Source organism: Rhodopseudomonas palustris (genome assembly GCF_003031265.1).
In the GTDB taxonomy this organism is placed as follows: domain Bacteria; phylum Pseudomonadota; class Alphaproteobacteria; order Rhizobiales; family Xanthobacteraceae; genus Rhodopseudomonas; species Rhodopseudomonas palustris_H.
This window is the reverse complement of sequence record NZ_CP019966.1, coordinates 3,763,798-3,790,483: the sequence shown is the minus strand read 5'-3', so window position 1 is coordinate 3,790,483 and position 26,686 is coordinate 3,763,798. Positions and strand designations below refer to the sequence as shown.

The 26,686-nt window shown below is 63.4% G+C and carries 26 protein-coding genes and 1 tRNA gene; 12 read left to right on the top strand and 15 right to left on the bottom strand.

Features of this window, described 5'->3' with window-relative positions:
* The first annotated feature begins 96 nt into the window (after positions 1-96).
* Positions 97-1,818 (top strand): AMP-binding protein, encoded by a 1,722-nt coding sequence (locus RPPS3_RS17680; protein WP_107345231.1) that lies wholly within the window; start codon positions 97-99, stop codon positions 1,816-1,818.
* 214 nt (positions 1,819-2,032) lie between these two features.
* On the opposite strand, the gene RPPS3_RS17675 is transcribed toward RPPS3_RS17680, so the two are convergent.
* The 3 genes from RPPS3_RS17675 to RPPS3_RS17665 form a co-directional block, all read right to left on the bottom strand.
* Positions 2,033-2,923 (bottom strand): crotonase/enoyl-CoA hydratase family protein, encoded by an 891-nt coding sequence (locus tag RPPS3_RS17675; RefSeq protein WP_107345230.1) that lies wholly within the window; start codon positions 2,921-2,923, stop codon positions 2,033-2,035.
* A 131-nt stretch (positions 2,924-3,054) separates the two neighbouring features.
* On the bottom strand, positions 3,055-4,470 hold the full coding sequence (locus tag RPPS3_RS17670; protein ID WP_107345229.1) for an amidase: 1,416 nt from the start codon (positions 4,468-4,470) through the stop codon (positions 3,055-3,057).
* On the bottom strand, positions 4,463-5,650 hold the full coding sequence (locus tag RPPS3_RS17665) for a M20 aminoacylase family protein (protein WP_107345228.1): 1,188 nt from the start codon (positions 5,648-5,650) through the stop codon (positions 4,463-4,465). Before RPPS3_RS17665 ends, RPPS3_RS17670 begins: the two co-directional genes overlap by 8 nt.
* 349 nt (positions 5,651-5,999) lie before the next feature.
* On the opposite strand from RPPS3_RS17665, the gene RPPS3_RS17660 reads away from it, so the two are divergent.
* A tRNA-Leu gene (locus RPPS3_RS17660) sits at positions 6,000-6,088 on the top strand.
* 24 nt (positions 6,089-6,112) lie between these two features.
* On the top strand, positions 6,113-10,135 hold the full coding sequence (locus RPPS3_RS17655) for a helix-turn-helix domain-containing protein (RefSeq protein ID WP_107345227.1): 4,023 nt from the start codon (positions 6,113-6,115) through the stop codon (positions 10,133-10,135).
* Between the two features lie 105 nt (positions 10,136-10,240).
* Here RPPS3_RS17655 and RPPS3_RS17650 read toward each other — a convergent pair whose 3' ends face one another.
* From RPPS3_RS17650 to RPPS3_RS17640, 3 genes are all read right to left on the bottom strand, one after another.
* Positions 10,241-10,696: a GNAT family N-acetyltransferase gene (locus tag RPPS3_RS17650; RefSeq protein ID WP_107345226.1), complete on the bottom strand. Its 456-nt coding sequence runs from the start codon at positions 10,694-10,696 to the stop codon at positions 10,241-10,243.
* Positions 10,697-10,721: 25 nt separating this feature from the next.
* On the bottom strand, positions 10,722-11,564 hold the full coding sequence (locus RPPS3_RS17645; RefSeq protein WP_234819986.1) for a glycosyltransferase family 92 protein: 843 nt from the start codon (positions 11,562-11,564) through the stop codon (positions 10,722-10,724).
* A gap of 114 nt (positions 11,565-11,678) precedes the next feature.
* Entirely contained in the window at positions 11,679-12,107 is a 429-nt protein-coding gene (locus RPPS3_RS17640) for a universal stress protein (protein WP_107345224.1), read from the bottom strand.
* A 162-nt stretch (positions 12,108-12,269) separates the two neighbouring features.
* On the opposite strand from RPPS3_RS17640, the gene RPPS3_RS17635 reads away from it, so the two are divergent.
* Positions 12,270-12,674 carry a twin-arginine translocation pathway signal gene (locus RPPS3_RS17635; protein ID WP_107345223.1) on the top strand — a complete coding sequence of 135 codons (405 nt, stop codon included), beginning with the start codon at positions 12,270-12,272 and terminating at the stop codon, positions 12,672-12,674.
* 37 nt (positions 12,675-12,711) lie between these two features.
* Here the strand turns inward: RPPS3_RS17635 and RPPS3_RS17630 are convergent, their stop codons facing one another.
* Positions 12,712-13,905: an FAD-dependent monooxygenase gene (locus RPPS3_RS17630; RefSeq protein WP_107345222.1), complete on the bottom strand. Its 1,194-nt coding sequence runs from the start codon at positions 13,903-13,905 to the stop codon at positions 12,712-12,714.
* An 18-nt stretch (positions 13,906-13,923) separates the two neighbouring features.
* On the bottom strand, positions 13,924-14,169 hold the full coding sequence (locus RPPS3_RS17625) for a zinc-finger domain-containing protein (RefSeq protein ID WP_011158974.1): 246 nt from the start codon (positions 14,167-14,169) through the stop codon (positions 13,924-13,926).
* Between the two features lie 205 nt (positions 14,170-14,374).
* Here RPPS3_RS17625 and RPPS3_RS17620 point away from each other — a divergent pair, with 205 nt between their 5' ends.
* The 4 genes from RPPS3_RS17620 (at position 14,375) to RPPS3_RS17605 (ending at position 17,876) form a co-directional block, all read left to right on the top strand.
* Entirely contained in the window at positions 14,375-15,523 is a 1,149-nt protein-coding gene (locus RPPS3_RS17620; protein WP_107345221.1) for a hypothetical protein, read from the top strand.
* A 168-nt stretch (positions 15,524-15,691) separates the two neighbouring features.
* Positions 15,692-16,447: an alpha/beta fold hydrolase gene (locus tag RPPS3_RS17615; RefSeq protein WP_107345220.1), complete on the top strand. Its 756-nt coding sequence runs from the start codon at positions 15,692-15,694 to the stop codon at positions 16,445-16,447.
* Positions 16,448-16,661: 214 nt separating this feature from the next.
* Complete coding sequence (gene cysE / locus RPPS3_RS17610) at positions 16,662-17,489, top strand: serine O-acetyltransferase (protein ID WP_107345219.1); 828 nt, start codon at positions 16,662-16,664, stop codon at positions 17,487-17,489.
* A 168-nt stretch (positions 17,490-17,657) separates the two neighbouring features.
* Positions 17,658-17,876, top strand: a complete 219-nt coding sequence (locus RPPS3_RS17605) for a DUF3126 family protein (RefSeq protein ID WP_012496853.1) — start codon at positions 17,658-17,660, stop codon at positions 17,874-17,876.
* A 14-nt stretch (positions 17,877-17,890) separates the two neighbouring features.
* Here RPPS3_RS17605 and RPPS3_RS17600 read toward each other — a convergent pair whose 3' ends face one another.
* On the bottom strand, positions 17,891-18,601 hold the full coding sequence (locus tag RPPS3_RS17600) for a hypothetical protein (RefSeq protein WP_107345218.1): 711 nt from the start codon (positions 18,599-18,601) through the stop codon (positions 17,891-17,893).
* Positions 18,602-18,787: 186 nt separating this feature from the next.
* On the opposite strand from RPPS3_RS17600, the gene RPPS3_RS17595 reads away from it, so the two are divergent.
* Entirely contained in the window at positions 18,788-19,120 is a 333-nt protein-coding gene (locus RPPS3_RS17595; RefSeq protein ID WP_107345217.1) for a DUF6949 family protein, read from the top strand.
* Positions 19,121-19,178: 58 nt separating this feature from the next.
* The gene (locus tag RPPS3_RS17590; protein ID WP_107345216.1) at positions 19,179-19,709 is read left to right on the top strand and encodes a gamma carbonic anhydrase family protein; all 531 of its coding nucleotides are present in this window, start codon (positions 19,179-19,181) and stop codon (positions 19,707-19,709) included.
* A 31-nt stretch (positions 19,710-19,740) separates the two neighbouring features.
* On the opposite strand, the gene RPPS3_RS24655 is transcribed toward RPPS3_RS17590, so the two are convergent.
* The 3 genes from RPPS3_RS24655 to RPPS3_RS17580 all read right to left on the bottom strand — a co-directional run bounded on the left by RPPS3_RS24655 (position 19,741) and on the right by RPPS3_RS17580 (position 21,859).
* Positions 19,741-19,908 (bottom strand): hypothetical protein, encoded by a 168-nt coding sequence (locus tag RPPS3_RS24655; protein ID WP_199852150.1) that lies wholly within the window; start codon positions 19,906-19,908, stop codon positions 19,741-19,743.
* Between the two features lie 10 nt (positions 19,909-19,918).
* The gene (locus tag RPPS3_RS17585; RefSeq protein WP_107345215.1) at positions 19,919-20,110 is read right to left on the bottom strand and encodes a hypothetical protein; all 192 of its coding nucleotides are present in this window, start codon (positions 20,108-20,110) and stop codon (positions 19,919-19,921) included.
* Positions 20,111-20,329: 219 nt separating this feature from the next.
* Entirely contained in the window at positions 20,330-21,859 is a 1,530-nt protein-coding gene (locus RPPS3_RS17580) for a porin (protein ID WP_107345214.1), read from the bottom strand.
* 521 nt (positions 21,860-22,380) lie between these two features.
* Between RPPS3_RS17580 and RPPS3_RS17575 the strand changes: the two genes are divergently transcribed.
* The gene (locus RPPS3_RS17575) at positions 22,381-22,968 is read left to right on the top strand and encodes a MarR family winged helix-turn-helix transcriptional regulator (RefSeq protein ID WP_107345213.1); all 588 of its coding nucleotides are present in this window, start codon (positions 22,381-22,383) and stop codon (positions 22,966-22,968) included.
* A gap of 139 nt (positions 22,969-23,107) precedes the next feature.
* Here RPPS3_RS17575 and RPPS3_RS17570 read toward each other — a convergent pair whose 3' ends face one another.
* Together RPPS3_RS17570 and RPPS3_RS17565 are read right to left on the bottom strand one after the other, a co-directional pair.
* Complete coding sequence (locus RPPS3_RS17570) at positions 23,108-23,728, bottom strand: transglutaminase-like cysteine peptidase (protein WP_107345212.1); 621 nt, start codon at positions 23,726-23,728, stop codon at positions 23,108-23,110.
* 331 nt (positions 23,729-24,059) lie between these two features.
* Positions 24,060-24,671: a PilZ domain-containing protein gene (locus tag RPPS3_RS17565; protein WP_408016670.1), complete on the bottom strand. Its 612-nt coding sequence runs from the start codon at positions 24,669-24,671 to the stop codon at positions 24,060-24,062.
* A gap of 436 nt (positions 24,672-25,107) precedes the next feature.
* Between RPPS3_RS17565 and RPPS3_RS17560 the strand changes: the two genes are divergently transcribed.
* Positions 25,108-25,872, top strand: coding sequence for a Crp/Fnr family transcriptional regulator (locus RPPS3_RS17560; protein ID WP_107345211.1), 765 nt, complete (start codon positions 25,108-25,110; stop codon positions 25,870-25,872).
* Here RPPS3_RS17560 and RPPS3_RS17555 read toward each other — a convergent pair.
* On the bottom strand, positions 25,842-26,411 hold the full coding sequence (locus tag RPPS3_RS17555; protein WP_107345210.1) for a PAS domain-containing protein: 570 nt from the start codon (positions 26,409-26,411) through the stop codon (positions 25,842-25,844). The two genes, RPPS3_RS17560 and RPPS3_RS17555, sit on opposite strands and share 31 nt — an antisense overlap.
* Positions 26,412-26,686: the final 275 nt, after the last annotated feature.

The following is a 26,686-nucleotide window of genomic DNA, read 5'->3' as shown; positions in this document are numbered from 1 at the left end:
CCATCGCTCTTCGCAATCCGATGGATTGCCGGGTCAAGCCCGGCAATGACGGGTGAACTGGCGGTGGACGCTGTGCCTCGTGATCGAGGTGTCGCCATGACCACGTTCCAGCAAGCCCGTTCGTTCCTGCTCCAACACCGCACCGATTACGCATCCGCGGTCGCCGGTTTCCGCTGGCCAGATCCGGTGCCGTTCAACTGGGCGCTCGACTGGTTCGACGCCGAACTCGCCAGTCATCCCGACAGCCGTGATCGTGCCGCGCTGTGGATCGTCGACGGCGCCACCGGCAGCGAGGTCAAGCCGACCTTTGCGGAGCTGTCGAAGCGCTCCAACCAAGTCGCGAACTATCTGCGCGCCAAGGGTCTGAAGCGCGGCGATCATCTGTTGCTGCTGCTCGGCAACGTTGTGCCGCTGTGGGAGACGATGCTGGCGGCGATCAAGCTCGGCCTGGTCACCATTCCGGCCACCACGCTGCTCACCCCGGAGGAGCTGCGCGACCGGCTCGACCGCGGCCGTGCCAAGGCGGTGGTGGCGGCGCCGGATCAGGTCGGCAAGTTCGCCGGCCTCGGCGGCGGCGATCTGCTCCGCATCGTCGTCGGCGACGCGCAGGACGGCTGGCTCGCTTATGCCGAGACCGCGCAGCAATCCGATGCGTTCACGCCGGACGGGCCGACAAAGGCCGACGATCCGATGCTGCTGTATTTCACCTCCGGCACCACCGCGAAGCCGAAGCTGGTGCGGCACAGCCAGCGCTCCTATCCGGTCGGCGCGCTGTCGACGATGTTCTGGCTCGGGCTGCAGCCGGGCGATGTGCACCTCAACATTTCCTCGCCGGGCTGGGCCAAGCACGCCTGGAGCTGCTTCTTCGCGCCGTGGAACGCCGGCGCCACCGTGTTCGTCGTCAACCAGCCGCGGTTCGATGCCAAGAGCCTGCTCGCCACCATCGGCCGCTGCGGCGTCACCACGCTATGCGCGCCGCCGACGGTGTGGCGGATGTTCATCCAGGAGAAGCTGGCGGACTATCAGGTTGCCTTGCGCGAAGTCTGCGGCGCCGGCGAGCCGCTCAACCCGGAAGTGATCGATCAGGTCAAGGCGGCCTGGGGCCTCACCATCCGCGACGGCTACGGCCAGACCGAGACCACCGCGATGGTCGGCAATTCGCCGGGCCAGAAGGTCAAGATCGGTTCGATGGGCCGGCCGCTGCCGGGCTATGTGGTCAAGATCACCGACGCCGACGGCCATCCGGCCACGGAGGGCGAGATCACGCTGGCGCTCGGTGATGCGCGCCCCGCCGGGCTGATGCAGGGCTATCAGGGCGAGGGCGGCAAGCTTTCGGGCGCCGACGGTGAGGTGTATCGCTCCGGCGATGTCGCGTTCGCCGATGAGGACGGCTATCTCACCTTCGTCGGCCGCACCGACGATGTGTTCAAGTCGTCGGACTACCGGATCTCGCCGTTCGAACTCGAGAGCGTGCTGCTGGAGCACGATCTTGTAGCGGAGGCCGCGGTGGTGCCGAGCCCCGATCCGATCAAGCTGGCGATCCCGAAAGCTTATGTGCTGCTCACCGCGAACGCCGAGCGCTCGCGCGACACCGCACTGTCGATCTTCAGGCACATGCAGGGCCGGCTGGCGCCGTTCAAGCGCATCCGCAAGCTGGAGATCGTCAGCGAACTGCCGAAGACCATCTCCGGCAAGATCCGCCGCGTCCAGCTCCGCCGCATCGAGCACGACAACGATCAGGCCGATAGTCTCCGCGGACTTGCCTTCTCCGAAGAGGACTTCCCCGAGCTGAAAGCCGCGCCGGCGAAGGAGGGGTAGTCTGTAGGATGGGTTGAGCGCAGCGAAACCCATCGGCGACGGCTGCGTGCTGCGATGGGTTTCGCCTTCGGCTCAACCCATCTACGGACTTCAAGCACGGCGTCATTCCGGGGCGCGCGAAGCGCGAACCCGGAATCTCTCTTTGCAACAAGCTCGGGATTCCGGGTTCGCGAACGTTCGTTCGCGCCCGGAATGACGTACTTCTAAACCGCGCTTACTTGTATTCGCGCTCGTCCCACCACGGGAAGTAGGGCGGCATGTCGGTGGTGATCTTGTTCTTGAACTGCGCCGGGCGCTTTTCCAGGAACGAGGTGACGCCTTCCTTGACGTCGTCGGAGCGGCCGCGCTCGTAGATGCCGCGGCTGTCGATCTTGTGGGCTTCCATCGGATCGTCGGCGCCCATCATCCGCCACATCATCTGCCGGATCAGTGCCACCGACACCGGCGCGGTCTTGGCGGCGATTTCCTTGGCGAGCGTGCGCGCGGTCTCGAGCAGCTGATCAGCGGGGACCACGCGGCTGACCAGCTTGCCGGCGAGCGCTTCCTGCGCCGGGAAGACGCGCCCGGTGTAGCACCACTCCAGCGCCTGGGCGATGCCGACGATGCGCGGCAGGAACCAGCTCGACGCCGCCTCGGGCACGATACCCCGCTGCGAGAACACGAAGCCGAACCGTGCGGCTTCCGACGCAATGCGGATATCCATCGCCAGCTGCATGGTGACGCCGATGCCGACCGCCGGGCCGTTCACCGCCGCGATCACCGGCTTCAGGCACTTGAAGATCCGTAGCGTCACCTGGCCGCCGCCGTCGCGCACCTGCGGGTCGGAGTAGTCGGTCGAGCCGTCGGCGTTGCGGCGCACCGGGCCGCGGCGGGCGTCGCGATCGAAAGTGTCGGCGCCGGAGGACAGATCGGCACCGGCGCAGAACGCGCGGCCTTCGCCGGTGACGATGATGGCGCGGATGTTGTCGTCGGCGTCGGCCTTGTCGAACGCCTCGATCAGCTCGTGCTGCATCGTCGGATTGAAGGCGTTGAGCTTGTCCGGCCGGTTCAGCGTGATGGTGAGGATTTGATCGGCCACCTCGTATTTGATGGTCTCGAACGGCATCTGGTTTCCTCCAGCGTGTTTTTGTTTGTACGAGTCATGCGCGGGCTCGGCCCGCGCATCCATCTTTATGAAGGAGATGGATGCGCGGGTCGAGCCCGCGCAATGACATTGTGCTTGGGACGCCGCGTACTTTAGCGCGGCACGACCGGCCACGGCTTCTGTTCGCCGCGCAGGCCTTCGAATGCCTTCGCCATGCGCAGCACGCCGAGATCGTCGAACCGTTTGCCGACGATCTGCACGCCGATCGGGAAGCCCGTGGCGCTGTAGCCGCCGTTGATCGAAGCGGCCGGATTCTCCGCCATATTCCAGGGCACGGTATAGAGGATGTGATCGAACGGCCGGTCCGGATCATTCCACGGCGAGGCGACGTCCGCGGCGAAGCTCACCACCGGCGCCACCGGCGAGATCAGATAGTCGATGCCGGCGAACAGCTTGGCGCCGAGTGCGCGCACCGCCATGGTCTGGTTGAAGCCGCGGACGACGTCGACGCCGCTCAGCCGCGCGCCGGGCTCGGCCCAGCGCACGATGTAGGGTAGCACCTTGGCGCGCTGCTCGTCGGAGAATAGCGCCAGATCGCTCCACATCCGCGCCCGCCAGAAATTGTCGAGCCCGTCCATCATCTCGCGGGTGAAGCCGAGTTCGACCGGCTTGATAGTCGCGCCCTGCGCCTCGAATTTAAGCGCCGCCTGGGTGACGATGGTGCGCACCTCGTCTTCCAGCTCCATGCCGAAGCCGAGATCGGTGAGCAGGCCGATGGTCTTGCCGCGCAGCGTGGTGTCGAGATCGCTCCAGTCGAAATCGTGCGGCGGCAGGCTCATGCCGTCGCGGCCGTCGGGCTGCGACAGCACGCTCATCATCAGCGCGGCGTCGTCGACAGTGCGGGTCATCGGTCCGGCGCAGCGGCCGACATAGGGCGGATCGATCGGCACGCGGCCGAGGCTCGGCTTCAGCGCGAAGATGCCGCACCACGCGGCCGGCAGCCGCACCGAACCGCCGATATCGGTGCCGAGATGCAGCGGCCCGTAGCCGGCCGCGCCCGCAGCGCCGGCGCCGGCGGAGGAGCCACCGGTGTTCTGCGACACGTCCCACGGATTGCGGGTGACGCCGTGGAAGCTCGACAGGCCCGACGACAGCATGCCGAAATCCGGCATCGTCGTCTTGCTCCACAGAATGCCGCCGGCTTCGCGCAGCCGCGCGGCGGGCGGCGCATCGGCCGCGGCCGGCGTCAGCGGCGTGATCGGCACGCCGAGCGGCCCCGGCACGCCCTCGGTGGCGACGTTCTCCTTGATCGTCACCGGCACGCCGTCAAGCAGGCCGAGCGGCTCGCCCTTGGCCCAGCGCGCGGTGGAAGCTTGCGCCGCCTTGCGCGCGGTGTCGGGATCGAATCCGTACAGCGCATTGATATGCGGCTCCCAGCGCGTCGCCTGGGCGATCACGGCTTCCATCACTTCGCTCGGCGAGAACTGCTTGCCGTAATAGCCGGCGAGCAGCTCGGTGGCCGAGAGGTCGTGCAGCGCGGTGGCGGTGGTGGCGAGGCCGTCAGACATGCGTAGCTCCGTCGTGGCCGCCGACCGGCAGCCGGGTTTCGATCAGCCGGGCGAACATGCTGGCGCCGACCGGCAGGATCTTGTCATCGAGCACGAAGCCCGGGTTGTGCAGCGGCACGTTGCCGTCATGGCCGATCCAGAAATATGCGCCGGGCACCGCCTGCAGCATATCGGCGAAATCCTCGCTGCCCATCTTCGGCGTTTCGCGGGTCTTCACGTTGGCGTCGCCGACGATGCTGCGCGCTACCTCGGCGACGCGCTCGCTGTGCTCGGGCGCGTTCACCAGCACGCTGAAGATGTCGCGGATGTCGACCTTGATGTCGACCTCGAACGCCGCCGCAATGCCGGCCGCGACCGCGCGCATCCGGGTGCGGATCAGGTTGCGGATCTCGTCGGAGAACGCGCGCACCGTGCCGGCGAGCCGCGCTTCGCCGGGGATCACGTTATAGGCTGAGCCGGAATGGATCTGGGTGATCGACAGCACCGCCGACTGCAGCGGATCGACGTTGCGGCTGACGATGGTCTGCAGCGCCTGGCCGAGCGTCATCGCGATCACCACCGGGTCCTTGGAGCGCTCCGGCATCGCGCCGTGGGCGCCGTAGCCCGAGATGGTGATGTCGAAGAAATCGGCGCCGGCCATCGCCGGGCCGGGCCGGATCGCGATCTCGCCATGGCCGAGGTCCGGCGCGTTGTGCAGGCCGTACACTTCGTCGCACGGAAATTTCTCGAACAGGCCGTCCTTCAGCATCGCGCGCGCGCCGCCGAGCCCTTCCTCGGCCGGCTGGAAGATGAAGTGCACGGTGCCGTCGAAATTGCGGGTCTCGGCGAGATAGCGCGCGGTGCCGAGCAGCATGGTGGTGTGCGCATCGTGGCCGCAGCCGTGGAAGCGGCCCGGGATGGTCGAGCGCCACGGCAGGTTGGTGGCTTCGTCCATCGGCAGCGCGTCCATGTCGGCGCGCAGGCCGATGCGGCGGCTGCCTTCGCCTTTGCCCTTCAGCACGCCGACGACGCCGGTGCCGCCGATGCCGCGATGCACCTCGATGCCCCATTGGCCGAGCTTCTCGGCGACGATGCTCGAGGTCCGCACCTCTTCGAAGCCGATCTCGGGATGGGCGTGAAGGTCGCGGCGGATCGCGGTCATTTCGTCGGCGAAGGCGTCGATACGGTCGATGGTCGGCATGCGCGGGTCACCTCGGCTGTGGCGGGCTCTATGGGACGTCTCGGGCGGCCTGCATGCAAGGAACGGGCAACAGCGGGGCAGGGCAGAGGGAGAGCGGAATCGGCATCGGCGTGAGAGAGACCGCCGCGCCCGACGCCGCAGGCGCCGTGCGTATTCCAGCCGACAATGCGGGCGATGTCAAAGCGCGCGGACGGCGAAGCCGCAGCTTCACTGCAACCCCGCTTTGCGTTGCGCCGCAGGGTCGATTATGAATGCGGCGCACTGGCGCGGAACTTGGCAAGGTCACGGCCGCCGAGCCGGACAGCCACCGCCGCAGCCGCCAGTTTTCGGCGGCCTCGCGGTCCGGGATGCGGGCGTGGCGAAATTGGTAGACGCAAGGGACTTAAAATCCCTCGGCTCGAAAGAGCTGTGCCGGTTCGACCCCGGCCGCCCGCACCAATATTAATCGTCAATGGATTTCCGATGAAAAGGCCGTTTACGAAATTCGGTAGTTTGGTTGCGGACTTGCGCCAAAGGGTGGGCATTGCCACTCGGAGTGACCTTGCCAAGCTGCTTAAAATCCCACTGCGATCGATCGACAGGTGGGAAGCGGGGCAATCTAGGCCACGAGACAAGCAAATCCCGCTCATAGCCGCCGTCCTCAAAACGGATGCGGAAGCGTTGCTTGCCGCTGCTGGCTACACCGCAAGGACGGTAGTCGCGAGCTTCGATCACCCCTTCCCAATCGATGCTCTTTCGCCTGACAGTTTCGAGCGCTTTTGTAAGTACTTCCTGCAGGCCCGATACCCGACGGCCCGCGTCGAGCGGGCTGGCGGGCAGGGGCACACGCAGGACGGTGTGGACATTACAGTCCATCTTGCCGACGGCAATTCCCACAGCTTTCAATGCAAGAGAGTGATCAACTTCGGCCCCGGAAAGGTTCGAACTGCGGTGAACGCCCATACCGTGGCCGCGTCGAAAAAGGTGCTGCTCCTGACCAAAGTGGCCAGTCCCAAGGAGCGCGCCGAGCTTCAAACTGAACCTGATTGGGAGATTTGGGATCGCGAGGATATCTCGCACATGATCCGTCAACTCCCAAAGGAGGAGCAGATCCGTCTGGTCGACATCTTTTTTCGAGGGCAGCGCTTTGCCCTCTTAGGAGAAGACCAAGCCAGCCCTTGGGAAACGACAGCGGAATTCTTTTCACCTTTTGAAAGCCCAGAGGGTCTCTTCAACCATGAATGGGTCCTAGTGGGGCGGCAGCACGACCTCACGCATATGCGCAGTGCTCTAGATGACGATAGCGTCGCAGTCGTCATACTGTCCGGCACAGGAGGTTCGGGCAAATCGAAGCTACTGAAGCAAGCCGTCCAAGAATATGAGGCCGCGCATCCCGAAACTGTCGTTCGCCATCTGTCAAGAAACGCCTCGCTGTCCAAAAAGAGTCTTGAAGATCTTGGGGATCGCCCGAAACTTCTCGTGGTCGATGATGCTCACGACCAGGATGACTTAGGGCTTCTGTTTCAGTATGCGGCAGCCCCGTCCAACGAGGCGAGATTACTGCTGGCCTTGCGTCCCTACGGCCTCACCTACCTCGAATCGCAGGCCAGCACGTTTTCCCTGGTCGGGGACAAGGTCCGGAGGGTCAATTTAGCCCCGCTTTCCCTTGAAGAAACGGAAGAACTGGCGAAGCAGGTGCTTGCCAAGTACTCCGGGCCTGAGGGGCTGGCCAAGTCGATCGCGGCTGTCACCCGAGATTGCCCGCTTGCCACAGTCGTGGGAGCTCAGATCGTCGCGAAACAGAAGCTTAACTTTGATTTCGCTCAGCACGAGGATTCATTCAGAAAGCTGCTCTTCGGGAGATTTCGCGATGTCATTGCCGGTGAAATTGGTACGAAAAGCGATGCAGCAAATATCAAAGCCATCCTTCGCGTACTTGCCTTAGTGCAGCCCTTCCATCCGGAGGACACGTCTCTTCATCAACTCATTGAGCAGATGGAGCAGATCAAAGTGCATGAAGCGATGCGCCTCATCCGTATGCTTACAGAAGCCGGCGTCATCTTCAAACGTGGCGCCCGCTATCGCCTCTCCCCCGACGTCTTGGCGGACTACTTGATTGAAGAGCATTGTGTGGGCCCAGAAGGGGGATCTACAGGCTACGCAGAGCAGGTCTTCGATGTGGCCGATCCGCGCAAATACGGAGAGCATCTTCTCGTCAACCTGGGCAAGCTCGATTGGCGGCGTGCCAATGGAGACACCAGCAATAGCAGGTTGATCGATGGCGTCTGGCGTAGATTGAAGCCACAGCATGAGCACGGTGACCCTCACATCAATGCAGTGAAAGCCGTTGCATACTATCAGCCGGCGAAGGCACTTGATTTCGTCGAAGATCTTATTCGTCGAGGCCTGTATCTTGGACAGTTGGCGGGAGTTCTTCGTCTAGCAGGATACAATCTTCAATATCTTGACCGCGTTTGCGAAGATCTTTGGGAGCTCGGCAAGGACGACAAGCGGGAACTTCACTCGGCCCCCGACCACCCCATCCGGATCCTCGCCGAAATGTGCGAGGTGCGGCCCAACAAACCCTTCGAGTACAACGAAGAGATCGTCGAGTTTGCCATTGGCTTGATGAAGACGCCGGACTCCTGGGCCCGTGTTTACTCTCCCATCGACATCCTTCGGACAATCTTCAAGACAGAGGGGCATACGACCGAGTTCAAGCAGTCCGCGATGTCGTTCGGTCCTTTCTATGTGTCCTCGGCCTTTGTGAAGCCGCTACGCGAGAAGGCATTCGATGCGTTGGTGGAATTGCTAACTGGGAAAGATGTACGGGTGGGGGTTTTAGCCGCTAACTCTCTGGCCGATGCGTTCCGCTACCCGATGGGCCTGTTCGGCGCCACTGTACCCGAGAAGACGCGCGAATCCTGGACTGGAATCTTCCTCGATCACATGAAGAGGCTTGAGGGCGTCCTTCAAGCTGGAGCGGTCGATCCCCTCGTCGCGCTCGCGGTATGGCGTTCGGTTTCTTGGCACGCGAATTATGGTCGAGGAAAGACGGCCGAGGTGGCTCGTCGGATCAAGAAGAGCCTCCCAAATACACTGGAGTTTCGTACGATTGCCGTTCTGATTGGTGGGTACGACGCTGATCTCGGTCGCTTTGACCCAAATGATTATGAAAAAAAATGGGCAGCCCATCTTGAGCGGTTGGCAAGTGACCTGTTTGCCGCTCATCCGGTTACAGAAGAGCTTCACGCATATATAGCCCAACTGCTTGAGAGAATTCGCGTCAGTATGGACAAACCCGGCGCACCTCACGCCGTCTATGGCACCTTGATTGCGGCTTCAACGGACTTCGCAAGAGCGACCATTCATGATGCAATAAGGCACGAGGCTTCCGAAACCCGAGGCTTCGTCTCGACGGCTCTCAGCACCATCTGGAACACTGATCCAGACGAGACCAGGACGCTGATTGCGCAGCTTGTTGCCGCCGGCCAGCCACCGCTTCTCGCGGAAGTGGCGCATGCGCTGGCACGAATCCTCAGAACTGAGCAGTGGGGCGAAAAGGAACTCGACGTCTTGCGTCTCCTGCTCGTTCATGAAAGTGCGCAGGTCGTTGGGGGTGCGATTGCGGCGGTCCGTTCGGTTGCCAAAGCGCGGCCGGACCTCGCCCTGGAATTTACTCGGCTTGCCAAGATCGGGGACTCGAAGGGGCTTGCAAGCGAACTGTTCACGATCTTCGCCTGGGAGCAACTCCTTGGCTTTGGGGTGCTGAAGATTGAGGATGTGCTGATGCTCTTCGAGAAGATCATGCCGCTTCCTAATCTCGAAGATCACTGGATCGAGACATTCCTTGCTCATGCATCGCAGGTGTTTCCGAGAGAGACCGCACAGTTTCTGATGAAGCGGGTGGAGGCAGCAGGAATGGAGGATTGGAGCTTCCGGCCGGTAAACCATGGGCCGTACGGAAGCGTTCCTCTGAAATTCAGGCAGTCGGACGTTTGCGGCGAGTTGCTTGTCATGCTGGCAAACTGGATGAAGGAGGCGAAGGATAGACCCTTCTCATTCCAATATCGCTCGCGGGAATTGTTCGAGGCCATGTTTGGCCCCTACGAAGGCGAGACAGTCGACTTCCTCGACAATTGGGTCAAAGCCGGTGATGCGACCGATATTGCACTGATTGCAGGCATCCTTGCCGAAGCTGATCCGGATTTTGTGTTCAGGCAGGTCGGTTTTGTTGGGCGCCTTCTTGAACGGGCGAAAATGATTAGCTCAGACGCGCAAAAGGGGGCAATCAGTGCCTTGTACCGTTCGGCCATTAGCGGATTGCGATCGGGTGTTGCGGGACAGCCGATGCCGCGCGACCTTGAGACAAAGAAGAAGTGCGAGGAGATTCTAGCCACTCTCCCCCGTTTCTCGCCTTCGTTTGAGCTGTACGACGCACTTCTGAAGGATGCGACGCGTGATATCGAGAGATCACTCAAGCAGGCGGAGGAGTGGGAGGAGTGATATGTCCTGAGGGGGCGATGGTCTGCCGGTGCCGCGTTGAGCGGCTGTGACTTTTCCGTATCCCATACCTAATATTTTTGGGGGCAAGAAAGTGGGTAATTGCCGCTACCCCAACCGCTTCACCATATGCACCACCCGTGCCCCGTTGGCGCGGGTTTCCAGCCGCTCGTGGGCATAGCCGAGCGATGCGTACAGCCGGATGTTCTCTTCGAAGCGTTCGTTGGTGTAGAGCCGCAGTGTCGAGCGGCCGGCCTCAGTAGCGATTTGTTCGGCGAGGTCCATCAGGCGGCGGCCGTAGCCGCGTTTCTGGGCGTCGGGCGACACCGCGACGTTGACGATCAGCAGATCGTCAACGCGGAGTTCGGTTTCGATCAGCGCGGCGAGGGTGCCGTCTGCTTCCAGCAGTTCGAAGCGATGCTCGCGGATCGCGACCGCGTAGTCGGCGAGCATCGGCAGCGGTTTGTAGTCGATCAGCGCCAGCCATTTGCTGTAGGCGCGCATCGTCAGGTCGGTGATTGCGTCGACATCGGCGGGCGTGCCGCGCCGGATCAGCGCGGCCATGCGATGCGTGTCGCGGCGTGCGGCCTCACCCCACTTTCGCCGCGTCCTCCGCCTTGCCGAACACCCGGTCCAGCACCGGCAGGATCGAGGCGTCGTCTTCGGCGTTCATGTCCTTCTCGGCGGCGAAATGCCAGTCGCTGTCGCGCGGCACCGGAGTCGAGGCGTCGCCGCGCTGGATCTTGGTCTGCAGGTCCGACAGTGAGCGCGACCAGTAGTGATTGAGCCTGAGCAGGTCGAGCACCGGGCGGTCGCCCTGGAACGGCCGGCCCATGGTGTCGATGGTTTCGCCCCGCCAGTATTTGTAGAGATGCACGTTGCGGATGGCGCGGATCCAGCGCGGGTTGGCGATGGTCTTGGCCGAGATCTTCGATAGCGGCGAGCGCTTGGTGAAGGCGCGGCTGATCGGCACCGGCGGCCGCTGCTCGTGGCCGGCCGAGCCGAAATACGGCGAGAACACGCCGACCGCGGGCGCGCCGTCGAACCGGCTGAGCACGTCGGTGACCTTGTCGGCGACCGGCGAGAACAGAAACTCGTCGATGTCGATGAACGCCATCCACTTTGCGTCCAGCATGTGCTGCTTGATGCAGTGGCGATACGCCGGCAGCTGCCCGACCTCGACCGGCCAATCGGTCAGCGTCACCAGGCCGCGCGCGATCCACGGCGCCAGCACGTCGCGGAAATGGTCGGTGCTGAAATTGTTGTAAAGGTAGAAATGACCGACGCCGACGGCCTCGTGGAAACGCAGCCATTCGTCGAGGAACGGCGCCTCTTCGCGGAAGATCGCCACCACGGCCAGCGTCGGCACGTCGCGCTGCGCGACGATGCGGTCGCGTGCCCGCGCCCGCCACACCCAGGGTGCACGCAGCATTTGCTTCAATCCCGACACCGCTCGCTCCTTGGAAAATCCGATCGATATTGCGGCGCGACACTGTTCCAAACCTGCCGGTTTGGCAAGGCAAGCCAGGCGCGGCGGAACGTGTGGTTACTTCACCAGTGTCACAGGTAGTTTGGTCAGGTGGACGACCTTATTGGCCACCGAGCCGAGTACCAGATTGCCGATCGCGCTGCGGCCGCGGGTGCCCATCACGATGCCGCTGCAGTTCAGATCCTCGGCGCGTTTGACGATGCGCTGCGCGGTGTCGCCGGTCAGCACCTCGGAGGTGAACGGGATATTCGCCGCGTTCAGCTTGGCGATCGCCGGCTGCAGGATGTCGTCGCTGTGCTCGCGCTGCAGCTCCTCCATCTTCTCCTTTGAGACGTACACCGCGATCTCGCCATACAGTGCCGGCTCGGGATGGGCGTACACCAGCACCAGCTCGATCGGCACGTTGTCGTGGGCGAGGGCGATCACCCAGTCCAAGGCGCGGCCCGCGTTGGCGGAGCCGTCATAGGGGAGGAGGATCTTCTGCATCGGTCGCGTCCTGTTGGCGTTTCCGGGGCGAAGCGGAGACCGTTCGCGCGACGAAAACGCGGCGAAAACAAACGAGGTTTGCGGGGCGCCACCGCGGCCACACTGCGGTCATCACAGCCTGATTTGACCGAAACCTCAACCTGGTTCACACAGCCCGTCACCATGACATCGCAACGCTCGTCCGCCTTCACCGCAGCCCGCGCCGCTGCTGCCGTCACGTTCGCCGCCCTCGGCCTGTCCGGCTGCGCCGGGATGGGCGACAGCGCGCTGTCACAGGCGTTCGTCGATCCGGCCAAATACGAGCTGTATGACTGCAAGCAGCTCGAGGCGGAGCGCAAATCGCTCGATGCGCAGCTTGCCAAGCTGGACGGCCTGATGCGCAAGGCGCAGACCGGAGCGGCCGGGCCGGTGGTCTCCGAGATCGCCTACCGCAACGACTACATCAACGTGAAGGCGCAATCCCGGCTCGCCGAGCAGACCTGGCGGGACAACCGCTGCACCCCGACGCCGGAGCCGCCGCCGGCTGCGCCGGCGCCCCAGAAGCGGGCGGGACGCGGCGCGCACTGAAGGGCGTGCAGGCGAGTTGGCGGTTTCGTGGGCGCCCTCAGAGGCGCCAGTCGTAGATCCAGCTCTGACGCGCCAGCAGCCGGTCCGGGCCGAGCGCCCGCATCGCGACATCGCGGGCGATCGCCGCGGCGCCGGGCAGGTGGTAGATCACGCCGTTCTGCCGGGCGAGCTGCTGCACCCGTTTGACCCGGGGCCGGCGCAGCGCCGCGTAGCGCTGCAGAGTGGTCGCAACCTCCGCGGCGGTGCCGCCGCGGCCCTCGCCATGGCTAGCGGCGAGACCGGCGGACAGCACGGCGGCGTCCTCGATCGCCATGCCGGCGCCCTGGGCGGCGAATGGCAGCATGCCGTGGGAGGCATCGCCCAACAGGGCGATCTGGCCCTGGTTCCACGCTCCGCCGTCCGGCATCGCGAACAGCGCCCAGCGCGTCCAGTTTTCGACGGTTCCGATCAGCGCCTTGGCGGCGCCCGCCCAATGCGCGAAACGCGCAACAATCTCAGTGGGTTCGCCGCGCGCGCTCCAGCCGCGCTGGTTCCATGAGCCATTGACCACCGCCACCAAATTGATCCGGCGCCCTCCTGAGATCGGGTACACCACCAGATGCGCCTCCGGCCCCAGCCAAAGCTGCACTCCGCGAAGCCTCTCCCCATCCGGCATCGCCTCGGCCGGAATCGTGCCTCGCCAGGCGATCAGCCCGGAAAACAGCGGTTGGATCTTCGGAAACGCCACCCCGCGGACGGCCGACCAGATGCCGTCGGCCCCGACCAGCGCTAGCGCCGGTTCCTGACCGCCGCCGGCCGACACGGTGACACCGTTGGCATGGGGCGCGACGTCCTCGACGGCGCAGCCGAGTCGGAGGTCGATCGAGGGATGGGCGGCGACCTTGGCGGCCAGCGCGGCCTGCAGGTCGGCGCGATGCACCACCCAGTAGGGCGCGCCGTTGCGGACGGCGACGTCGCCGATCGGCATCCGGACGATGGCGCGGCCAGAGCGGGCGTTGATCGCGGTGACAGCGTCGGGCACCACCGCGCAGGCGTCGAGCCGCGGCTGCAGGCCGAGCTCGACCAGAATTCGGGAGGCGTTGGGAGAGAGCTGCAGACCGGCGCCGACTTCGTCGAGGCGTTCGGTGCGCTCCAGTACGATGACTCGGAACCCCTTGGCGGCCAGCGCCAATGCGGCGGTCAGGCCGCCAATTCCGGCTCCCGCGACGATAATGGTTCGGGAGACCGCCACGTTGCGGTCAGCGTCCGATCAGGCGACCTTGTCCTTCAGCACGCATTCCGGCGGGCGGGCTTCGCCCGGCTTCAGATCGGCCGCGTAGCGATACAGCGTCGAGCAATATGGGCAGATGATCTCGTTGTCGTTACCGAGGTCGAGAAACACGTGCGGATGATCGAACGGAGGGGCGGCGCCGACGCACATAAATTCCCGCGAACCGATTTCGATCGTCGCAACGCCGGCATCGTTCTGGAAGTGGGGAACCACGTGGTCGGACATTCAGCTCACCTTTGCTGACAGCGGAGGGCAACTAACAGTGCAGCGCACCATACCGGCGCCGCTGCCTGATTCCTAGAGCGGCCGGATAGAGATTGCCCGGTGAAATTCGACACAATCCCGTGGTGTGGGAGAAGCCCTCCTTTCGTCTGATCGGTTGTGTCGAAGTGATGACGCACCATCTCCTAGGGAGAAACACGAGGACCGGATGCGGCTACAACTCGGCGTGGCGAAGTTCTGCCTTGCAATCAGCGCTGTGGCGCTGGTCGCCGCATGGCCGCACGCCCGGTACAGTGCCAAACTGATCGCCGCTCAGGATGATCCGGCGAGCTTGTCGGATCTGCAGATCGCGGAGGCTTTGTGGCGAGATCAGGGCATGATCCCGCGACAGATCGAGGCTGCACTCGCCGCGGGTGATGCTGATCTCGCGCGCAGCCTGGTCGAACTGGCCAGCGCGCATCGGGTCGCGTTGGCTGACGAACTGACACGGCGCGTCGATGATGCGGTCGCTGCGGATCGTGCGCCTGCGCAGGTGGCGACACGGTTCGCGACCGGTCTCGTCACCGGCCAGGCCGACGATCTCGCAGGGCTGTCCGGCACGATCACGGGCGATCTGTTCGTGTTCGGCGATATCCGCGACGTGATCCGCGAGGGCAAACATCTGGCGACCGGGGAGGCTGCTGATCATCTGGTGCTCGGGCTCGCGGCCGCGGGCATTGCAGTGACCGCTGCGACTTATGTCAGCGTCGGCGCAGCGGCGCCGGCGCGGGCCGGGCTGACCCTGGTGAAGGATGCGCGCAAGGTCGGACGTATCAGCGAGGGCCTTGCGAAATGGGCCGGTCGTTCGGCTCGCGAAGTGGTCGATGCGCCGGCGCTGCAACGTGCCGTCGCTGATGCGTCGCTGCTTCGCCCGGCGCAGACGCTCGATGCGGTGAAGGCTGCAGTCCGCACCGAGAAAGCCGGCGGTTTGATGCGGTTCGCCAAGGATGTCGGCAGGATCGGCGAGAAGGCCGGCACGCGCGGCGCGTTCGATGCGCTTAAGGTTGCCGAAAATCCGAAGGATGTGGCGCGGGCCGCGAAACTTGCCGAAGCGAAAGGTGGTCAGACTCGTGCGATCATCAAGCTGCTCGGGCGTGGCGCTTTGCTGCTCACGACCGGCCTGTGGAATTTCGCCTCGTGGATCTTCAGTGCGCTGATGATGCTGATCGGCTTCGTTACCTCGCTGAAGGCCGGCACCGAGCGGCTGACGCAACGCTGGCTCGATCGCCGCAAACGTAAGGCGGCCAAACGCGCGCTTGCCGCAACCAGACAGCCGCAGCCGTCCCTCGGCGCGGCATCTGCCACGGCCGAGGCATAGTGCGAGCGGTGCAGGAATGATAGAGTTCGATGCTGTTCGTTACGCTTACGCGGATCGTGGCCATGCTGGTTCGCCGACGCGGCGGATCGTGTGGCTCGGCTGCGCCCGCCCCCGGGCCTGACGAAGTAATCCTCCACGCTTATTCCCATTATCAACGACGGATACCTGATGCCGAGCTTTGATCACGCCGGAGTCAACATCGCTTACCTCGACGAAGGCGAGGGCGAGCCCATTTTGCTCATTCACGGCTTCGCATCGAACAAGAACGTCAACTGGGTGTATCCGTCCTGGCTGTCGGAATTGAAGCGCGCCGGGCGCCGGGTCATCGCGATCGACAATCGCGGTCACGGCGAGTCCAGCAAGCTGTACGATCCGAACGACTACACGCTCGAGGCGATGGCCTCCGACGCGGTGGCCCTGATGGATCATCTTAGCATCGCGCGCGCCGACGTCATGGGCTATTCGATGGGCGCGCGGATCGGCGCCAATCTCGCTCGGTGGCAGGAGCAGCGGGTCCGCTCGCTCGTGCTCGGCGGTCTCGGCATGGGGCTCCTCAGCAACGAAGGGCGTCCCGGTGAAAACGTCGCGCACGCGCTCGAGGCCGACGCGCTCGACGATGTCACCGATCCGGTTGGTCGCACCTTTCGCGCCTTCGCGGATCAGACCCGTTCCGATCGCAAAGCGCTCGCCGCTTGTATGCGCGGATCGCGCGGACTGATGAGCCGCGAGGACGCCGCGCAGATCGCCGTCCCGGTGCTGATCGCGGTCGGCACAGACGACGACGTCGCCGGCTCGGCACACGACCTCGGCGACATCATTCCGGGCTCGGAAGTGCTGGATATCCCGCGCCGCGACCACATGCGCGCGGTCGGCGACAGGGTTTACAAGGAAGGCGTGGTGGATTTCCTGGCGCGGCGCCCGTGACGGCGCCCCGCCGGTCCGGCCTTGATTCCGTCGCCGCAGCCGCCCACTTTGAAAAGGTGAGGGGTTCGCGATGATGGCGCTGGCTCTCGGAATATCGGCTGGCTTCAAGGGTTTAACGATTCTTGGCACGTGCCGAGCCGGCTTCGACAGTCGCCGCGACAGCGCCGCGGCTGGCGTGGTATAGTGTTCTGAACGACCGATCGAGAGAGCCGGCATGGTGATGCATCAGATCAATCCGCAGAGTGCGAACGTGACGGCGCTCGATCCGATCTGGGAGCGGGTGCGGAGCGAAGCCGAAGACATCGTTCGGCGCGAGCCCGAATTGGCCTCCTTCATCTTTGCGAGCGTGCTGCATCATGATCGTCTGGAAGACGCGGTGGTGCATCGCGTCGCCGAGCGGCTCGATCATGCGGCGCTGTCCGGTGATCTGATCCGTCAGACTTACGAAGACGCCCTGCGCGATCAGCCGGACATCGGCAACGCGTTTCGTGCCGATATGGTGGCGGTGTTCGATCGCGATCCGGCGACGTCGCGCTTCATCGATCCGCTGCTGTACTACAAGGGCTTCCACGCCATTCAGACGCATCGTTTGGCGCACTGGCTGTTCGGCAAGGGGCGCAAGGATTTCGCGCTGTATCTGCAGAGCCGGGCGTCGGCGGTGTTTCAGACCGACATCAATCCGGCAGCGAAGATCGGCCGCGGCATCTTCCTGGATCATGCCACCGGTCTGGTGGTCGGTGAAACCGCAGTGATCGACGACGACGTTTCGATCCTGCACGGCGTCACGCTCGGCGGCACCGGCAAGGAGCACGAGGATCGCCATCCGAAGATCCGGCGCGGCGTGATGATCGGCGCCGGCGCCAAGATTCTCGGCAACATCGAAGTCGGACACTGCGCGCGCATCGCCGCGGGGTCGGTGGTGCTGAAGTCGGTGCCGCACAACATGACCGTCGCCGGTGTGCCGGCCAAGGTGGTGGGGGAGGCCGGCTGCGCCGAGCCGTCACGCACCATGGATCAGATGATCAACGCGATTGGTCTCTGATCGGTCGAATTGCCATCGGCCTCGATTGCGGTTCGCAACTCGCCGCGAGGGGTTGCGGCAGCGGCCGTGAGAAAGTACTGACGGCGACCCCGGCCATGGCCGGTCGCGCGACGAAACGAATACCGTCGGCGCTGCGTCAGCCATCGCCCAGATGAATTGGAGATTACCGTGGACGTTCAGGAAGTCAGAAAACTCGATGCCTATCTCAAGCGGGTGTTCGGCAATCCGAAAATCCGCGTGGTGCCGCGCCCGAAGAAGGAAGATTCGGCCGAGGTCTATATCGGCGAGGAGTTCATCGGCGTGCTGTTCGTCGACGACGAAGACGACGATCGCTCGTTCCAGTTCCAGATGGCGATCCTGGAAGACGACCTGGCCGACGTCGAGTAACCGGATCTATCGCCTCAGCCGCGCACATGCATCTGCGCGGCGAGCTGCGAGATCGCTTGCGCGACGTTCCGCCACTCGGTCAGCCATTGTCGCGGAAACCTGAAGGTGAGGTCGGCGCCTTCGATCCGCATTTCGCTGAGGCACATTCCCGGCGTTTGCCGATCTCGCGTGCAGCGCGCGGCCAGTTCAGGCTGCTCCGTAGCTACGAACAGATCCTCGTTCGCGTAAGGTGAGCCTTCCAGGAACGGGCGCATTGTCAGCCCATCCGTGGTCTGCGGAGCGACCGGCGCGAGATAGCGGGGATAGATCGTGCGCAGCCGTGTCTCAGGCGCCAGCGTGTCCTGGTGTGCGGCGATCGAGACGAAAATCCGATCAATCGGCTGAAATTCGGCGATTTCCTCTGCCGTCTTATGCGTAGCGCGCTCTGGCGGCAGCAGTGACGGATACAGGAACGCGAGGTCGACGCGCTCCTGCGGCCCGGAGCGGCGTTGATACTTCACCCGAAATGCCTTGGTCGGCACATTGAACAGCGTGTCACCAATCGTCACCGGGGTGCGATCCGGATCACCGACCGTCTGCACGTGCCAAGTCGGCCACAGCAGATAGGCAACAGCCGCAATCGAGGCCGCGCCGATCGCACCGCCGATCATCAACGGGACGCGGGAATGATTGCGCCGGGCGCGGGAATCGCGCGGACGGCCCGGAAGCGACGATACCAAAGTCATGACAACGCAGACATCCGACACCACGAATCAGTTGGACTATGCCACGCGGCGAATCGGTCCCGAACGGGATTGTGCGGCGCACGTGAGTAATTCTTCTTCGGCGCGTTAACCTTTTCTTAAGGCTGTCGTGGCGCCCGTCGTCGATTTTTGCGACACCTTCAGCCTACCCATCGAGCTGGGAAGCTGATGTCGCCCGATGCGCTCAACAATCTGTTCTCGCTTCTGATCGGCTTTGCCGTCGCCGGCGCGCTGACCAGCGCCTATCAGGCGATGGCGCAGCGCCCCGCCGGCTTCAGTCTGCTGCAACAGGGCGTGGTCCCGCAGAGCTTTGCGGCACTTCCGTTTCTGATGTTCGCAGCGCCGTTTATCATCATGCGCAACACGCTGACCGGGCCGCGCACCTCCGATCTCCGGCGTGCGCAATTCGTGATGCTGGCGACTCTGCTGGCTGGGTTCTGGAGCCTGATGTCAGGAACCGTGGTTGTGATGGCGTTGCAGGCTCTCGGAGTGTTCACCTGAAAACCATTGCGTCGAGGCCGCTGCATTGTCATGACGGAGCGGACGACAGGAGACAGCGATGGCGATCTACGAACTTGACGGGCAGCGGCCTGATCTTCCGGCAGATGGAAATTACTTCATCGCTGACAGCGCCTCGGTGGTCGGCAAAGTTCGCCTCGGTAGTTCGGTCTCGGTCTGGTTTGGCGCCGTTCTGCGCGGCGACAACGAATGGATCGAGATCGGCGAGGGCTCCAACATTCAGGACGGCACGACTTGCCACACCGATCCGGGGTTTCCGCTCAAGGTCGGCAAAGGCTGCACCATCGGCCACAACGTCATCCTGCACGGCTGCACCATCGGGGACAGCGTTTTGATCGGGATGGGTGCGATCGTGATGAATGGCGCCAAGCTGGCGCGTGGCTGCGTTGTCGGGGCAGGCGCTGTGGTCACTGAAGGCAAGTCGTTTCCAGAGAACTCTCTGATTCTCGGGGCGCCGGCCAAGGTCGCGCGGACGCTTTCCCCCGAACAGGTCCTAGCGATGCTGGCAGGCGCTGGCTTTTATGTCGCCAACGGCCAGCGCTACGCCAAGGGGCTTAAGAAGATCGGGTGAGCAGAGCCGCGGCCCTCGCGGCCGGCTTCCGTCAGGTTCCTTCGGACTCGTTCGCTTCGATTGCGGTCGCGACGCGCTCATGACCGGCCGCCCACAGCGCGTGTTCTTCGCTGCCCTCGTGATAGGGATTGGATTCGGCGGGAATGCTCTGGCGCGCTGCGCGTTCGCCCAGCGTGAACGGATCCGGGTCGGCGGACATCGGCTGCTCCTTAATGTTTGCGATGCAGAGCCGGCGCTACGCTCTTGCGCAGCGCATCCTTCAAGTCGATCGGCACGCCGTGCTTCTTCAGAAGGTCGGCGAACGCCTCGTCGGCGAGCTCTTGGAGTGTCGCCATCCGATCGCGGCCGAGCTGTGTAAGTTTGTCGAGCGTGTCGTCGTCAAAGCCGATCAGCTTGCGCATCGCGTAGTCTCCGCGACGACAAGTTCCAAGGCAAGAAAACGTTCCGGAAGACAAAGGGACGGCGTCCGGGATTCGTTAGCAGGCCGGGTAAGACTTGATGAGGTTATCCAAACGCGGAGCAAGCTCGACGCGCTGGATTAAGACCTCCAAAAAAGGAAAACCTCCGGCGGGGCATCGCCGGAGGTTCCTTGGAGGTTTACAAGTTCCTTTCGTGTTAGCTTAGAAGGTGCGCTGGACGCGGAACGCGCCAGTCCACGTTCCCTGATCCTTGAGTTCATACGCCACCGCCGGCTTGGCGTTACTAACCGCGCCTGGGGTGATGGTGCCGGTGCTCTTCTGATCAAGGAAAGTGTAAATGACTTCACCCGAGAACGTGAGGTTCTTCACCGGAGTCCAACGAGTCACGGTACCGATCTGAGCGATGTTGAAGCTCGGGTCGCAGACACCCGTGTAAGTCACGTTTGCGGCGAGAGTGACGCCAGGAACGCGACCACAGATCAGATCCTTGGCGCCGCCGCTCCACGAGAAGTTAGTGTAGGAACCGAACACCGATGTCGACCAGTTCGGGTTCCAATTGTGGTTGAACGCACCACGAACGCCCCAGACGGACGACTTCTGGATGTCCGTCGAATTGCCAAACACACCGTCTCCCGAGAATCCGAGAGCCACGCTCTGGTAGGCAAGACCCGAACTGCCGTACATCGCAAAGTTGTTTGGGCTGGTACCACCAATCACGTAGCGGCTCGCGCCGTCCGCGTAAGTGGCGCTCAAGTTCAAGCTATCGCCAGCGCCCGTGGGCAAGTTCTTGAGCGACAAAGCGGCCTGAACGGCGTAGCCCCACTTGTCGTCCGGGTGTCCAAGAGTCTCAGACGCCGAACCGGTCGAGCTAGAAGTGTAGTAGCTGGCGCGAATCTGATGCGCAGCAGCCGACACTTGGAAGAGGCCCCAGGCCTGATCGACGCGCACCTGACCGACGATGTCGGGGATCTGCACGCCGCCATACGAGTTTACGCCCGGAACGCCGCCCATGTAGGCCACGGCCGAATTATTAACGCCAAGCGTCGGCGTGGCCGAAGCATTGAACGTCTGAGCTGCGATCGCGCTGACGTTGTACAGACCGCCCTGATTATAGGACGACGGATCTTCCAACGACACGGACGCGGTAACGCCGTTGCCGAACTGAGCAGTGTAGGCAACTTGGTTGATGCCGGTCGAATCGTCGTAGCCGCCGATCAGGTTGGAGGTGATGTTACCTGGCGAGCCACTCCACGGGGTGTCGAACTGCGACACGGCCTTACCAAAGGTGAAGCCCGCGAACTGGATGAAGGCAAAGTAGACGCCGACGCTGCCGTTGGCAGTGGTGTCGCTGCCGCTGGTCCAGGTGAACACCGAGTCGAAGTAGGTGCGAACAACACCGTATTCGGTTGCGGTGCGGGTATCGATATTAAGGTCCGCGCGGGACCGGAAGATCGCGTCGTTCTGCAGACGAGTGTTGTAGCCGGCAGCGCCGTTCCAGGCCGGGGTCCCCGTCATGCCCGAGGCATTGACCGCGACTTCGCCACGCACATAGCCGCCGAGCTTGATGCAGGTGTCGGTGCCCGGGATGTAGTAAAAGCCTGCGCCGTACAGCGAGCAGACCTTCACGTATTCGACCGCCTTGGCCTTCAGCGGAAGATCGGCCGCCTGCGCACCAGCGGTGGCGACGAGGAGCGCCGCACCACCGAGCATAAGGCTCTTCGCAAAATTCATCGTAAACCTCCAAGTTTGCCTTCGAAGGGCATGCCGACCGGTGTTGTGTGCCGGTACCGGCCCGCCCGTGAACCCGACTGCTCGTTGCCAGAGCATGAGCAGTTTGAGCCGGGACGACTTCGAGGTTGCCCCCCTCCGTCAGGGAACTAGATACATAACAAACATAGCTAACGGAAGGATCGAGCGATGGTGCGTCGCGTCATCGGGCGAACCTGTGGTTTTGCAGCAACAGAGTGTCACGATTCTGTCACGTCCAAATTCCGCGATCCGGGCTTGGCTGCGGCCGGCTCTATGCTCGATCACCAGTTGCGACTGGCTTGAAACGACTTTGTTTTCAGGCCATCGCAGCTGCCGCGGGAGATAGAGACGACCAACGAGCGTACGACTGGGACGAAAATTGGCACCTTTGGTCTCAGCTCAAGTTTGGGTACATAACGCAATCACGGCTGCGCCGCGATTTCGGGTTCGTCCGAGTCGACAAACAAAAAAAGACGTTTCGGGGATGATTCGGAGGGGCGGGAATGCCGCATCGGACTAGGGAGCAGCATCACGACGAAGCCGTCACGCGGCCGTCGTTGGTGAGGCAGCCGCTCCAAGCGGTGGGGGCCGAGGAACCGCCCGGTGATTCACAAGCGTGCGCGCACCGCGATTTCGGCGTGTCTCACCAGGTGATTTGGGATTTCGTCTCGATCAGCAACAATCTCGAGGACATGCGCCGCGCGTGGGCAAAGCTGTTCGGAATTAGCGGCTCGCAGTGGCTGATCTTGATGGCGATCGCCGATCTCGACCAGGGAAATGGCGTGTCCGTCGGCGACGTGTCACACAAGATCCACGCTGTCTCGACCTTCGTCACAACTCAAACCAAGATCCTGGAGCGGATGGGGCTGCTCAATCGGGTGCCCTCGACGGAAGATGCCCGCGTGGTGCTGATGTCGCTGTCCGATGAAGCGCGCACCAAGATCGACCGTCTATCGCCGCGTTGGGAAGCGTTGCATGCATATATCTTCAGTGATTTCGACGCCGAGGCGCTCAACGACGTCAAGGCCAAGCTCGAAATGCTGAAGAATAGAACCAAGGAGGCGATGCTGCGGGTGCTCGACGAGCCCTGATCGCCCATTCAGCCGGTTATCAATGTGCCCCAACGGGGTGCGGCCAGCCTTGGGGGAGGCTGGCCGCGCACGATCCGGTCTGGGACGGGGAGGGGTGGGGATTCGACCGGGTCGCGTTTCTCCTATGGGCGTCTGAGGTTCAGCGCTGCTTGGCGCTGGCGGTTGCGATTGCCGGGCGACCGTCGCCGAGTGCGACCCAGGCATTCGGATCGCTCTGCGACTGCCGCTTGACGAAGCGGTAGCCAGTCTCGGTCCAGGCGACGACTTCCTCGTTCTGGTTATCGAGGATGAACTCGCCCTTGTCGGTCTTCACCGTCAGCACCGCGTGGCCTTCATTCTTCTTGTCGCGGACCACGGTGATCAGCAGCGCTTCGCGCGGCCAGCCGGCGTCGATCAGCATTTTGCGCTTCAGCAGAACGTAGTCTTCGCAATCGCCGTAACCATCGTTGGGCAGCGACCACTTTTCGATCACGCCCCAGTGGTCCATGTCGGTCAGCGGCTTGATCGTGTCGTTGACCCAGCGATTGACCTTCAGTAGATCCTGCCAAGCAGTCTGCGTCAGCACGATGTCCCGTGCCTGGCTGCGGCTCCCGCGGCACTCCACCGGATTGTCCGAGCAGAACTCGATCCAACCGATCGGTGCGCGCGTCTCGTCGCCGACGCTGGCGTAGCGAACTCTGTCTTCGGCTTGCGCCGTCGCTGTCAGTGCGACGACGGCGGCAATCACCGCAAGCCCCCGAAATCCCCTGTTGCCCGACATTGTGGCCCCCGTTTCTTGTTGGGACCATCATTTGCACAAACGCTTTGCAGGGCCGCTAAGTCGTCGAAGTAAAGTCGAGACGAATGCAAGTAAAACTGTCGGCGCATTCGATCTATACTTGAATCGAATTTGCGTAAAATTCGAGATATCGGCAATTGATTCAAATTTGAGCTATTAACGCGCGCATCGCTGCGGCACGCGCATTTTCGCGTCGTTGCGCGACGCGCATTAACCGGCCGGAGCGTCCGGCTGCGAGCGATGTTGAGGCGAAAAAGGGCGGCAAGCGCCGGGAAAGTGAGGTGCTACGCGGCTGTGGATCGCTGCGTTCTGTTCACCGCGCGGTAACGCTGTCTTCGAGCGTTTCTTCGAGTTGCTCGTGCACGAACTCCAGCGCGAAGCCATCGTCGAGGTGACGAACGACGCGGGAGGCGACGCGGCCGAGCAGCACCTGCGAGTTCAGCGGGGGGCGCTGCTCTGCGGCAATCGCGGCGCCGGAGCGCGACATGTCGATGATGCGGCAACTCATCCGGCTGCCGTCGTCGAGCGTCAGCACGGCGATCGGGTTGCGCGGCACGATACGGTCGTGGCGGCGATCTTCCGGCAGATTGAGAATGTCGCGATTGGCGAGCCAGGTGAGCTGGGCCGCGAGCTTGTCGCGCTTACGCGGCGTTGCGGCCAAAGTCATCGCGAAGCCATTGTCGATGATACGGGTGATCTTGCCTTCGACGCGGCCGACATGGTCGAGATAGGCGATCACGCGGTCGCCGACATTGCCGATCCCCGGCGCCAACAGCGCCAGCCCGCCGGGCGACATGTTGATCACCTGGCACGGAAATTCACGGCGGTCGGGCAGCATGTAGCGTCCGAGCAGGTGAACTTTCACCCGCTGGAAACGACGACGCTCGAGCGTCGCCGGCTGGCTTTTGGGGTTCTGCAACAACAAAACTGGATTTCCGCTGGCCGGCGCGCTGCCGTAGCTTTCAGCCTAAGGCCGGCACGGTTAACGGCTCGTTAGCAGATCGCCGTCCTTGGTTGTGCCGACTGTTCACGCCGCAGATTGGGTTGTGGGCGCAACGGTTGCGATGACATGCGATCGGCAGATCACTTTGCAGGGTCTTCAAGTAACAACTCGCCTTCATCTGAAAGGCCATGTGGCGAGGCCGATGGGTGCTTCAGGCCGCGCCCGATCGCGCTGAAATCCGCGTTGTTCGATCCTGTTTCGTCGTTGGCCCGGTGTTTGCCGCGTAGTCGTACGAAGTGGACTTTGCACGGAGGGCGAAGGATTAAAGTTCCCGGGGAGCCGCAATTGCAGCGGCTTATTTAAAGGGGCCGGGGCGTAGCCAGCTGCGCTATGCCGCGCCAATTTGCGGGGCGGAGCCATGGCCTGCAGTCAATCAGCCAACGACCTGCTCGCGGCTTTGCCGGCAGCGGATTTTGAACTGCTGCGTCCCCATCTTCGCACGATCGACCTGAAATTCGGTCAGGTTCTGGTCGAGGCGGGGGCGCCGCTCGAACAGGCGATTTTCCCTCACGGCGGCATCATCTCCAGCGTGATCGGCCTCGGCAAGGACGAGGCAATCGAGCTCGCGGCGATCGGCCGGGACGGCGCGGTCGGGGCTGAGGCGGCGCACGAGACGGTGGCGACTGCCGGCGCCGTGGTTCGCTATCCGACGACCGCCTCCGCGATCGAGGTGATGCACTTCCGCTACGCCGTTGACCACAGTTCGTCGCTGCGCAGTCTGCTGCTCCGCTATCAATGGATCCGCGCCGTAAGGGCCGAACGGGTGGCGGCATGTAACGCCGCTCACTCTGCCGAAGCGCGCTTGTGCCGCCGCCTGCTGCAATCGCGCGATATGGCTGGCAGCGACTGCATGCAGCTCGGTCAGGATCTGATGGCGCAAATGCTCGGCGTCAAGCGCAACACGATTTCGCTGATCGCCCACGCCCTGCAACAGCAGGGATTGATCCGCTACAGCCGTGGGCGGCTTGCGATCACCGATGTCGACGGCCTGATGCTGCGCGCCTGCGCCTGCTACAAGACCGACCGCGGTGGCTTCGCCGCAACGGCGGTCGAGCGTCAGCCGAACCTGACGATCCCGCGGCTCGCGCCGGATTATGCCGAGTCGCCGCGACTGCCCTCGTAGACCGTCAGTCCTCGGATCACCTGAAACTTCCGCAGCTTGCGTGGTGGGAAGCGGCGTGGCTGCTGGCCGACCGTTCGCCATGAGGTCAGCCGCAGGCTCGTCAGCGGCCCGATCACTCGGGTGGCGAGGGGCGTTAGGAGGCCGGTGGCGCTTAGGGGCGTGTGGGGGCGCTGGGCGAATGGGAGGAGCAGCAGTTCCAGCGTGACCGGCGTCGCATTCGGCGCTGTGGCGAGGATACCGGCGACCACAGCGACGGTATCGCCGGATACGATGTCCAGCACCTGCTCGATCGAGCGCCGCTGCTCCAGCATGAATTGGTTGGTCAGCTTCTCGCCCTTCAGGTCATGGCCGAGCAGGGCGTTCAGCCGGGTACCGGCGAACCGGAACGGGTATCCAGGCGCGTCGCACGACACCACGAACATGTCGCCGAGCAGGCTGCGCAACGCATCCGGCTCGATCGCGCTGCGATCGGGGGCAGCGGCGCCGTCGCGTTGCTTGTCCCAATAGGCGAAGAACGCCTGGCTCGACGGATGCTTCATGGACGACCTTGGTTCGCGGTCGTCGCGCGCAGGCGGCCTTGGGACAAGACTGTCCCGAAAACGCCCGGCGCGACGCTCCCAGAGTGTTGTGCAGGACCCCTGGTGCAGCGTCCATGCCGCGCAGCTCGAATGGCCGCGCCGTACCCGGCTTTGCGTCGTTAAGGTTAAATTAACTATGGCGTTGCGCGCGCGGGAACCACCGCTACGCTGTCGGCATTCCAACGTTGGCGACTCCAGACCGCCCGCGTTGGTCGAGTTACAGGGTGGCTGAAAAA